We start from the raw sequence: 11,745 nt of genomic DNA, 5'->3' as shown, positions 1-11,745 counted from the left end.
GGGTGATTTAAGTGAAAGATGTAATTGACTTTTTTGGGAAAAACCCTAGTGTAGCTATATTTCTATGTTTATGCTTAGGATATTTAGTAGGTAAGCTAAGATACAAGTCCTTTAGTTTAGGTTCTACTGTAGGAACTTTAATTGTAGGATTGCTTTTAGGGCAGATTACCGTATTCCACATTTCACCTGTAGTAAAGAGTATATTCTTTAGTTTCTTTATCTTTACAATAGGTTATGAAGTAGGTCCTGCATTTGTAAATAGCTTAAAGAAATCAGGAGTAAAACTTATAATACACTCAGTATTCTTTAGTGTAGTTGCGTTTATTGTTGCAATGGTTTGCTTTAAGATATTTAAAATTGGACCAGGAGAAGGTGCTGGAATAATCTCAGGTTCACTTACACAGTCAGCGGTTATAGGTACTTCGGCATCTGCTATAAACTCTTTAGATATTTCGGCGGCACAAAAAAATGCTATGGAATCTAAAGTTGCTATTGCTTATGCAATAACTTATCTTTTTGGTACTGTTGGTGTTCTTATTTTCTTAAAGAACATAGCACCAATGCTTTTACGTGTAAACTTAAAAGAAGAAACTAAAAAGATGATTGAAAAGTTAAACTTTAAAGGTGATTCTAATAATGGTTCTGCTATTTTAAAGAATGTAAAAATGCGTTCATTTTTAGTAAATGAAAATTGTTCTTTTATTGGAAAGTCAGTTTCCGATATAGAGAAACAATTTAAGCACAAAATTACCTTTGAAAAAATCTTTAAAAATGATGAAGATTTAAAATTTGATGGTAATACAAAAATTGAAGTAGGTGAATATATTACTTTAATTGGTGACCTTTCAGATATGTTAAAAGTAGCAAGTGACTCTTTAACAGAAACTTCAGATGATAAATATCTTAATGTTTCTTTAAAGAAATCTGAAATTGTTTTAACAAAAGCATTTAACTTAAGAAACTTACAAGATTTATATAACAATAACATAATGTTATTATCAGTTAAAAGAAATGACAAGGTCTTAGATGATGAAACTCAAATGAAAAATGGAGATTTCTTAGAGATTATAGGACCAGAGCATGCTATTGACAAGATAATAAAAGAATTTGGTTATATAAAAAATACTGGTTCAGAAACAGATGTTAGTTACTTAACATTTGGTATTATAGCTGGTATTTTAATAGGTACAATAGCTATAACTATAGGACATGTTCCTTTAACTTTAGGTAGCGGTGGAGGAGCTTTATTTGCAGGTTTATTCTGTGGATGGTATCAAAACAAACATCCTCGTTTTGGACAAATACCTTCTTCAACTCGTTGGTTCTTAAAGAGTGTAGGATTAAACCTATTTATAGCTGTAGTTGGATTAGAAGCAGGTAGTGCATTTATTCCAGCATTACGTTCTATGGGAGTTAAAGTTCTTTTAGTAGGTGTATTAGTAGCTATAATTCCACATTTCCTATCTATATTCTTTGGAAAATATGCATTAAAGCTAGATCCAGTAGATATTATAGGTTCTCAATGTGGTGCAGGTACTATAACAGCAGCTTTAAATGCTATAGTTGAGGACAATGGAAGTAGTATATTTGCTTTAAGTTATACCCCTTCCTATGCAGTAGGTAATATTTTGATAACCGTCATGGGACCACTCACAATAGGATTATTGGCTAGGTAAAGCAAAAAATTTAGAAATTTATTATAAAAAGGCAAAACAGCTTATTTTTAAGCTGTTTTGTCTTTTGATTTTTTAAGGATATAATTAAGAAGTAAGTATGAATTTAGTAATATTAGTTAATAAATAAAAAAGCTATTATAATTAAAAATATTTTTTAATTAAAGGAGAGAAATATTGAGTAAGGCAAAGGAATTTTTAAAAAGTTTTTATGGATATAATGAATTTAGAAAAGGACAAGAAGAAATTATAAATGAAATTGTAAGGGGAAATGATGTTCTAGCTATAATGCCCACAGGAGGAGGAAAATCAATATGTTATCAAATACCTGCATTACTTTTAGAAGGTATTACAGTTGTAATTTCTCCACTTATTTCTCTTATGAAAGACCAGGTAGATTCTATAAATAGTATGGGCGTAGAGTCTGCATATATAAATTCAACTCTTAGTAGTTATGAAATAAACACTATATTTGAAGAAGTTAAAAAAGGAGCTATAAAAATATTATATGTAGCACCTGAGAGACTTGAATCAATGGATTTTTTATCTTTAGTTTCTAATATAGATGTTTCTCAAGTGGCTGTTGATGAAGCACATTGTGTTTCTCAATGGGGACATGATTTTAGAAGCAGTTATAGGTTTATCAGTAAGTTTATTAGCCTTTTAAAAAAAAGACCTGTAGTTTCAGCTTTTACAGCTACTGCTACAGAGGAGGTTAGAAAAGATATAATAAGACTTTTAGACCTTAATAAACCTAAGATTTTTATTTCTGGATTTGATAGAGAAAATTTAAAAATAATAATAGAAAAAGGGGTAAATAAAAATTACTATATATTAGATTATTTAAAAGAAAATAAAGATGTTTCAGGAATTATTTATTGTGCTACTAGAAAAGAAGTTGATTCTTTATATGAAAGTATAATTTCATCAGGTATGGAATGTACGAAGTATCATGCGGGACTTTCTGATGAAGAAAGAAAGAAAAATCAAGAGGATTTTGTTTTTGATAAAGTAAATATAATGATTGCTACTAATGCCTTTGGAATGGGGATAGATAAGCCTAATATAAGATATGTAATTCATAACAATATGCCTAAAAATATAGAGGCTTATTATCAAGAAATAGGAAGAGCAGGAAGAGATGGAGAGAAGTCAGAGTGTATTCTTCTTTTTTCACCAGGAGACCTTCAAACTCAAAAATATATAATAGAAACTGGAACTTTAAATCCAGAAAGAAAAATAAATGAATTAAGCAAGTTACAGACAATGATGGATTTAGTTTATTCTAATGGATGTTATAGAAAGTTTATTCTTAATTATTTTGGTGAAACATTAGAAGAAGACTGCAATAATTGTAGCAATTGTGAAATAGAAGGAGAAATAGTTGATAAAACCATAGATGCACAAAAGGTTATATCTTGTGTTTATAGAATGAAAAGACCTTTTGGCATAGGGGTAATAATAGATGTTTTAAGAGCATCAAAAAATAAAAAAATAATTGATTTAGGCTTAGATAAGTTAAGTACCTATGGAATAATGAAGGACTATTCAAAGGATAAGCTTAAAGATTTTATAAATACTTTAATTTCCCATAGATTTATAGATTATACTGGAGAATATCCTGTAGTTAGATTAAATAAAATATCTATTGAGGTTCTTAAAGGAAATGAAAAAGTTATGTTTAAGGAAAAAAGAAAGCTTAAAAAAGTATATAAAAATAATGAATTATTTGACCTTTTAAGAACTTTAAGAAGAGAAATAGCTTTAGAAGAAGGGGTTCCTCCATATATAGTATTTGGGGATAATACTCTTAAGGAAATGAGCGTAAGAATACCAGTAAATGAAAATCAACTTTCAGAAATAACAGGAGTTGGAGAAAAGAAAATACAAAAATATGGAGAGGTATTTATAAAGGTAATAAAGGAATATGTTAAAGAAAATAATATAAATGTTAAATGGGAAGAAGGAGAAAAGGTTAGTAAGGAAGATATGGATAAAAAATTAAAGAGAAATAGTGGTAAGAAAAAATCCTTTGAAATTACTATAGATATGCTTAAAGAGGGAGAAAAACTTTATGCTATTGCAAAGGAAAGAGAGTTATCTATAACAACACTTCTCTCTCATATTCAACAATATTTAGAAGAAGGAAATAAGATAGATTTTGAAATAGATTTTGATTCATTATTTTCAAAAAAAGAAGAAGAATTAGTATTAGATGCCATAAAGGAAGTAGGTTATGGAAAGTTAAAGCCTATTAAGGAAAACTTAAAAGAAGAGGTTTCTTATGAAAAGATAAGATTTATAGTTACTAAATTAGTAATAAATAATTTAAATAAAGAGTAATCTGTAATAAAAAAATCCCTAGTTTTATTATGCTTTTTAGCTTAATAAACTAGGGAATTATTGTTTTAAGTCTATGCAAAGGCTTTCTAAAGCTTTTATATTTAAAATTTTTATTTCATTTTTTTCTTTGCTTATTATTTTATCTTCTATTAATTTATTTAAAGTTCTATTTAAATGTCTATAGCTTGTACCTAAAAGTTCTGCTAAGTTTGAATAATTATCTATAGTTATTATGTGTTCATTTCTTGCTAAAAGGTAATTTGCAAGTTTGGTTTCTAAATTATATGTAATTGTTATGGAACTACTTACAGAACATCTTTCTAATTTTTTTGAAAGATTTTTAGTTATATACATAAGAAAGTTTAAATCTTTAAGGGCTATATTATTTACTTCCTTAACAGGAATAGCAATACAAAGACTTTTACATAAGACCTTTATACTACAATTAGCTCTTACCTTTGATATAACTTCTAAATCACCAATTAATTGAATTGGTTCGTAAAATTCTAAAAGTAAAGACTTACCATTTGGCAAGGTTTTATAAACCTTAGCTTTTCCATGAATAAAAAAGTATAAATATTTAAGTTCTTCATTCATAAAGCAAATGTGTTCATTCTTTTTAAACATATGTAATTCTAATAAGGGGATAATTTCCTTCGGGAAAATTGATTGAAGTTCATATTTATATATTAATTTCATTAAAATTTCTCTATCATTTATAAGTACCAAGAGTTTATACCTCCTAAAGAAGCCGATATTATAAGACATATGTCATAACTATACCTATAGTATATATGATAAAATAGTCCTATTAATAGGTTAAAGAGAATATTTAATAAATTAACAATAAAATTGCCTTAATACTTTAAATTCTATAAAAGAGTGATAGCATTTATATATGCTATACACTCTTTATTTTTTGTTATCAGATGTTAGAGGTGTAAAATGTTGAAAGCTTAGGCATTAACAAATCGTCTGGAGGAGTCTTAAAAAACAAATTTATTAATGCCTAAAGAAATGACTTTAAAAGTTACTTCAATATAATTTATGAAACAGAATTTTGTATTATTCTAAGATTATGAAAATAATAATGATTATTATATAAAGAATTTGACATATAAATTTTAGAGAATTAAAATATTTGTATACGAACTTACGTTTGCTTTTTAGAATATACAAAGTATTATTTATAAATAATAACTTTTAGTGTATATAATAAATAAGCTTTAAAGACATAATAAAATAGAAGTTTGTTTTACAAGAAATTAAAGAGAAAATTAATTATATAAAAATATAAAAGAAGGGAGAGCTACACACTTAAAACTTATTTTATTACAAAGTTTATATAGTTTTAGTAGCAGAGTTTTATGAAGGACAAAATAATAATAAAAGGGGCAAAAGTACATAATTTAAAGAATATAAGCTTAGAAATTCCAAGAGATAAGCTTATTGTATTTACAGGACTATCAGGTTCTGGTAAAAGTTCCTTAGCCTTTGATACTATTTATGCAGAGGGGCAAAGAAGGTATGTAGAATCTTTATCATCTTATGCAAGACAATTTTTAGGACAGATGGATAAACCAGAGGTTGAATCAATAGAAGGTTTATCTCCAGCCATATCTATAGACCAAAAAACCACCTCTAGAAATCCAAGGTCAACTGTAGGTACAGTAACAGAAATTTATGATTATTTAAGATTATTATATGCAAGAGTTGGAGTACCTCATTGTCCTAAGTGCGGAAAAGAAATATCTCAACAATCTGTTGACCAAATAGTAGACAAAGTTATGGAACTTCCAGATAGAAGTAAAATAATGATTTTAGCACCAATAATAAGAGGCAGAAAAGGAAATCATGAAAAGGTTCTTGAAAATATAAAAAAACAAGGTTTTGTTAGAGCGAGAATAGATGGAGAAATTTATGACTTAACAGAGGATGAAGTAAAGCTTGAAAAAAATATTAAGCATAATATAGAGGCAGTAGTAGATAGAATAATTGTTAAGGAAGGAATTGAAGGAAGATTAACAGATTCTATAGAAACTTCTCTTAAAATGGCAGATGGTTTAGTTTTAGTTAGTTTAATAGGAGGAGAGGATAGACTTTATAGTGAGCATTTTGCTTGTGTTGATTGTGGAATAAGCATAGAGGAGTTATCTCCAAGAATGTTTTCTTTTAACTCTCCTTTTGGAAAGTGTGAAAGATGTGATGGGTTAGGAACTTTAATGGAAATTGATGAAAATTTAGTTGTTCCTAATAAAGATTTAAGTATAAGAGAAGGGGCAATTTCTACTTGGGGAGATGCAAGACTTAAGGAGGATGCTTGGACTTATTCTGTTCTTAAGGCATTAATGAAGAAATATAATTTTGATTTAGATACTCCATATAAAGATTTGCCTAAGAAGGTACAAGAAGTTTTAATGTATGGAGAAAAGGATAAATTAAAGGTTACATATAAAAAAGAAAATGTAGAATCAGTTTATAATCATTCCTTTGAAGGAGAAATAAACAATTTAAGAAGACGATATATGGAAACAGGTTCAGATGCTTTAAAGGATGAAATAGAAAAGTATATGAGTGATAATCCTTGTCCTAAATGTAAAGGTGCAAGACTTAAGCCTGAAGCTTTAGGGGTTACTGTTGGAGGAAAAAATATATTTGAGTTTACTAAATTAGCTATAAGAGAAGAACTAGATTTTATAAATTCTATTAATTTTTCAGAAAAAGATAAAATAATAAGTAATCAAATAATAAAGGAAATTCAATCTAGATTAAGCTTTTTAATAAATGTAGGATTAGATTATTTAGATTTAGCAAGAAAGGCAGGAACTTTATCAGGAGGAGAAGCACAGAGAATAAGACTTGCAACTCAAATAGGTTCTCAACTTATGGGAGTTTTATATATACTAGATGAGCCTTCAATAGGACTTCATCAAAGGGATAATGATAGGCTTATTTCTACATTAAAACAACTTAGAGACCTTGGTAATACACTTATAGTTGTAGAACATGATGAGGATACTATGAGAGAAGCTGATTATATAGTAGATATAGGACCAGGTGCAGGGGAACATGGTGGAGAAATAGTTGCTAAAGGAACTTTAGAGGAAGTTATGGCAAATGAAAATTCTTTAACAGGAAAATATTTAACAGGAATTAAAAGAGTTGAACTTCCAAAGGAAAGAAGAAAAGGGAATGGAAATTTCATAACTGTTAAAGGAGCTAAGGAGAATAATTTAAAAAATATTAATGTAAAATTTCCTTTAGGAACTTTAACTATGGTTACTGGAGTTTCTGGTTCTGGAAAAAGTACTTTGGTTAATGAAATTCTTTATAAGGGATTAAATAAGATAGTAAATAAAGCTAAGGACTTACCAGGAAAATTTAAAGATATAACAGGTTATGAAAATATTGATAAAATTATTGATATAGACCAAAGTCCTATAGGAAGAACGCCAAGAAGTAATCCAGCTACTTATACTGGAACCTTTGATGTAATAAGAGAGCTTTTCTCTCAAACTCAAGAAGCAAAAATGAGAGGATATAAACCTGGTAGATTTTCCTTTAACGTAAAGGGTGGAAGGTGTGAAGCTTGCAGTGGAGATGGTATAATAAAGATAGAAATGCAGTTTTTATCTGATGTTTATGTTCCTTGTGAAGTTTGTAAGGGAAAAAGATATAATAGAGAAACTTTAGAGGTTAAATATAAGGGGAAAAATATAGCAGATGTTTTAAATATGACAGTTGAAGAAGCTTTGGAGTTTTTTGAAAATATTCCAAGAATAAAAAATAAACTTCAAACTTTAATGGATGTTGGCTTAGGTTATATAAGACTAGGGCAACCCTCAACACAGCTATCAGGTGGAGAAGCGCAAAGAATTAAATTAGCTTATGAATTATCTAAAAGAAGTACAGGAAAAACCTTATATATTTTAGATGAGCCTACAACAGGACTTCATATACATGATGTAAATAGGCTTGTTAAAATTCTTCAAAGGTTAGTTGAGGGAGGAAACACAGTAATTGTAATCGAACATAATTTAGATATGATTAAATGTGCAGATTATATAATAGATTTAGGACCTGAAGGTGGAGATAAGGGTGGAACAATTGTAGTTTCTGGAACACCTGAAAAAATAGTAGAAAATAAAGATTCTTATACAGGGAAGTATTTAAAAAAATATCTTGAGTAGAGGAATATAATTTAAAAAAGTAAATATATTATTTTAGTATACAACATATTATGGCTACCAGAATTTTTTTATTCTGATAGCTATATTTTATGAATTTTATTAATATATGAACTTATAGAAGAAATTTTAATTAAAAGTTTTAAAAAGAAGTAAAATAAAAATATAAATATTATAAATTTCACTTTTTAAAATGATATAATAATTAAGGATTTTAATTATGATTATGAAATTGTAAGCTTTTATTGTATAATCAAGTTATTAAATAAAGTAAAATATAAAAGAAATATAAAATATGTAGAGGTGAAGTGATGTTTTCTAAACTAATGACATGGGTTTTTGGAATAATATTTATAGTTATATTATATTCCATAATTTATTATGCATTAAAGATAATGTATAAAGATGTTAAAGGCGGGAAAAAGAAGAAAGCCCCTGGAAAGAAAGCACATGGATTAGAAGTCTTACAGACTATCTCTAATGGGACTTTAGGTGTTGGCTCGGTTATACCTGTGACGAGTACTATATCTATTGGACGAAGAGATGATAATTCTATTGTGCTAAATGATCAGTTTGTATCATCATATCATGCTAAAATTTATGTTAAAAACAATGATTTTTATTTAGAAGATTTAGCAAGTACAAATGGTACATTTATAAATGGCTCTAAAGTTGAGGGAAGAGTTAGATTAAAGGTAAATGATAGAATAAAAATGGGAAGTACTGAATTTAAGGTTATAGGGTAAAAGAGGTGATAAGATGAATGCTGCTTTAAAGTATGAAAAAAGAATGTTGCTATTAGTCTATCTTTTATGCTTAGCCTTATTTACAAATATAGCACTTAAGCAAAACCCTATAGACAAAATGGCATTTGTTATAGCAGGTATATTGATAGTTATTATTGGATTTTCACATTTTATAATAAGAAAGTTTTATCCTGATGGGGATAAATATATGCTTATTTTTGCATCTGTCTTAGCAGTAGTTGGAATAGCCGTTCTTTATAGGTTAGACCCTAAATTAGCAATGAAACAATTAGTTTGGTTTAGTTTAGGAATTGCAATTTATATGACAATTGTAATAGTTTTACCTGATTTAAAAAGCTTTGCTAAGTATAGATATGTTTATTTAGTAGGTACCTTAATTTTTATGGCGATGGCTATGTTTATTGGTACTTCTATAAATGGAGCAAAAAACTGGGTTTACATAGGAGGTTTTGGTTTTCAGCCTTCTGAAATAGGAAAAATATTTTTAATACTTTACTTAGCTTCTGCTTTAATGAAGTATGAAAAGAAAAAAAGTATAAAAAGTGAATTTAAACAACTTTTAGAACCAGCATTAGTTGTAATGTATTCTTTAGGGTTTATGGTTTTACAAAAGGATTTAGGTTCAGCACTTATCTTTTTCTTTGTATCTGTAACAATGGTTTATATTGCTACTTGTAATTGGAAATATGTTGCTACAGGTTTAGGTCTTTTTGCAGTAGGAGGAACAGCAAGTTACTTCTTATTTGGTCATGTTAGAAATAGAATAAAAATTTGGAAAGATGTTTGGAAATATGCTAACAAGGAAAGTTATCAAATAGTTCAAGGATTCTATGCAATGTCTTTAGGTGGAATGTTTGGAGTTGGACTTTATAATGGATATCCTACTCTTGTACCTTTTAGGTCAACAGATTTTATATTTGCTTTAATAGCACAAGAATTAGGTCTTGTTTTTGGCATAGGATTATTACTTATATATTTCCTATTATTTTATAGAGGAATAAGAGCTGCTCTAAATACAGATGACCAATTTTCACAATTAAATGCTGTAGGTTTTAGTACACTTATAGTTGCTCAAGTTTTAGTAATTATAGGAGGGGTATTTGCAGTTATTCCTTTAACAGGTATTACTTTACCTTTAGTTAGTTATGGTGGAACATCTATGCTTACAGTTTTCATTTCCTTAGGAATACTTCAGAAAATTTCAGAGGAGGGACTAAGATAGATGGCAAAGAAAAAAAAGGATTTATCAGGAAGTATAAAAAAAGTTATGTTTGTTTACTTACTTCTTTTAGTAGGTCTTATAAGTTACATAGCTTACTTCCAATTAATACAAGTTCCTAAAATAGCAGAGATGGATAGCAATACAGCTGTTATGGCTGCTCAAAATGAGGTCATAAGAGGTGATATAAAAGATAGAAACGGAAATGTCTTAGCTAAGAGTACTAAAAGTGGGGATTTAACTCAAAAGAGAGAATATCCTTATGGAGAGATATACTCACATCCAATTGGATATTCTAGTGGAATATATGGAAACTCAGGTTTAGAGGGAGCGTATTCAAAGGAATTAACTACTTATGAAAATATTTCATTAAGAGCATTTTTTAAATCTTTTAATTTTAAGGAAGATTTTAAAGATAGAGATGAGTTAGATAAAAAGGTTGGAAATAGTGTTATAACTACCTTAGATACTGATTTGCAAAAGGCAGCTTATGCAGCTTTAGGAGCAAATAGAGGAGCTGTTGTTGCTTTAGACCCTAAAACTGGGGCAGTTTTAGCAAGTGTTTCTAAACCAGGATTTAATCCTAATAATTTAAAAGAAACTTATGAAATAGCAAATAATCCAAATGGTAATACTAAGGATGCGATATTAGTTGATAGAGCTTTAAATGGACAATATCCACCAGGTTCAACTTTTAAGATTATAACTTTAACTTCAGCTTTAGAAAATTTAAAGAATGTAACTGAAAGAACTTTTGATGATACAGGTTCTATAAATGTTGGAACAAAGGATTTACCAAATGAAAATGGAAATGCTTATGGAGAAATTGATTTAAAGAAAGCTTTATCAGTTTCAAGTAACGTAGTTTTTGGTGGTATTTTAGGGGAAGAACTTGGTAATAAAAAGTTAAGGGAAACAGCAGAAAAGTACGGCTTTAATAAGGATTTATATCTAGGAAAACTTAAGGCATACTCTGGAAATTTCCCAGATAGAAAAACAGTAGATAGAGGATTAATAGCTTATGAGGCTATAGGACAAGGAGATGTTTTAGCAAGTCCTATTGAAATGGCAACTGTTGCAGCAACTATTGCAAACAATGGTGTTAGATTAGAGCCTTATATAGTTAGTAAAATCGTAGATAAAAGTGGAGATACTGTAAAAGAGTTTTCTTCTGCTAGTAAGGAAACTGTTATGACCCCTGAACAAGCTAATATTATAAATCAATATATGCAAGGGGTTGCTCAAGATAGAATAAATGATAACTGGGGATATTTTAGCGGAATGAATGTAGCTGCTAAAACAGGTACAGCTCAAGTTCCAGATGGAAGTTCTCATGCTTGGCTAATAGCATTTGCACCAGCTGATAATCCAAAGATAGCTGTGGCAACAATTGTTGAAAATGGAGGTTCAGGTTCAAAGGTTGCCGCTCCAGTTACTGCAAGAGTAATGCAAGCTTATTTTAATAAATAATAAAATTAAAACTTATTAGCCCTAATAATGCTATGAAAATAGTGTGTTAGGGCTTATTAATTTATATTGATTTCACATAAATGTTA

Annotated in this window: 7 protein-coding genes; 6 read left to right on the top strand and 1 reads right to left on the bottom strand. The window is 28.6% G+C overall.

All coding sequences use genetic code 11. The features are described 5' to 3' along the window. Positions 1 to 11 precede the first annotated feature (11 nt). On the top strand, positions 12 to 1,676 hold the full coding sequence (gene aspT, locus AC4FRL_RS07950) for an aspartate-alanine antiporter (RefSeq protein WP_491139689.1): 1,665 nt from the start codon (positions 12 to 14) through the stop codon (positions 1,674 to 1,676). A 174-nt stretch (positions 1,677 to 1,850) separates the two neighbouring features. Further along, entirely contained in the window at positions 1,851 to 4,016 is a 2,166-nt protein-coding gene (recQ, locus tag AC4FRL_RS07945) for a DNA helicase RecQ (RefSeq protein ID WP_491139688.1), read from the top strand. A 57-nt stretch (positions 4,017 to 4,073) separates the two neighbouring features. On the opposite strand, the gene AC4FRL_RS07940 is transcribed toward recQ, so the two are convergent. Continuing rightward, complete coding sequence (locus AC4FRL_RS07940; RefSeq protein WP_491139687.1) at positions 4,074 to 4,745, bottom strand: cyclic nucleotide-binding domain-containing protein; 672 nt, start codon at positions 4,743 to 4,745, stop codon at positions 4,074 to 4,076. 638 nt (positions 4,746 to 5,383) lie between these two features. Between AC4FRL_RS07940 and uvrA the strand changes: the two genes are divergently transcribed. The 4 genes from uvrA (at position 5,384) to AC4FRL_RS07920 (ending at position 11,659) form a co-directional block, all read left to right on the top strand. Beyond that, the gene (uvrA, locus tag AC4FRL_RS07935) at positions 5,384 to 8,206 is read left to right on the top strand and encodes an excinuclease ABC subunit UvrA (RefSeq protein ID WP_491139686.1); all 2,823 of its coding nucleotides are present in this window, start codon (positions 5,384 to 5,386) and stop codon (positions 8,204 to 8,206) included. A 308-nt stretch (positions 8,207 to 8,514) separates the two neighbouring features. Next, on the top strand, positions 8,515 to 8,949 hold the full coding sequence (locus AC4FRL_RS07930) for an FHA domain-containing protein (protein ID WP_491139685.1): 435 nt from the start codon (positions 8,515 to 8,517) through the stop codon (positions 8,947 to 8,949). Between the two features lie 13 nt (positions 8,950 to 8,962). Then, a complete protein-coding gene (locus tag AC4FRL_RS07925) occupies positions 8,963 to 10,192 on the top strand; it encodes an FtsW/RodA/SpoVE family cell cycle protein (protein WP_491139684.1) in 1,230 nt (409 codons plus the stop codon). Further along, positions 10,193 to 11,659, top strand: coding sequence for a peptidoglycan D,D-transpeptidase FtsI family protein (locus tag AC4FRL_RS07920; protein ID WP_491139683.1), 1,467 nt, complete (start codon positions 10,193 to 10,195; stop codon positions 11,657 to 11,659). Positions 11,660 to 11,745: the final 86 nt, after the last annotated feature.

The sequence above is a fragment of the Clostridium sp. TJA032 genome (genome assembly GCF_058310275.1).
Note: the sequence above shows the minus strand (reverse complement) of the source record. Positions and strands in the feature narration are given on the sequence as shown.

Coding starts and splice junctions, on each gene's coding strand:
- AC4FRL_RS07925 (WP_491139684.1), top strand. CDS start 8,963: ATGAATGCTGCTTTAAAGTATGAAAAAAGAATGTTGCTATTAGTCTAT.
- uvrA (WP_491139686.1), top strand. CDS start 5,384: ATGAAGGACAAAATAATAATAAAAGGGGCAAAAGTACATAATTTAAAG.
- AC4FRL_RS07930 (WP_491139685.1), top strand. CDS start 8,515: ATGTTTTCTAAACTAATGACATGGGTTTTTGGAATAATATTTATAGTT.
- AC4FRL_RS07920 (WP_491139683.1), top strand. CDS start 10,193: ATGGCAAAGAAAAAAAAGGATTTATCAGGAAGTATAAAAAAAGTTATG.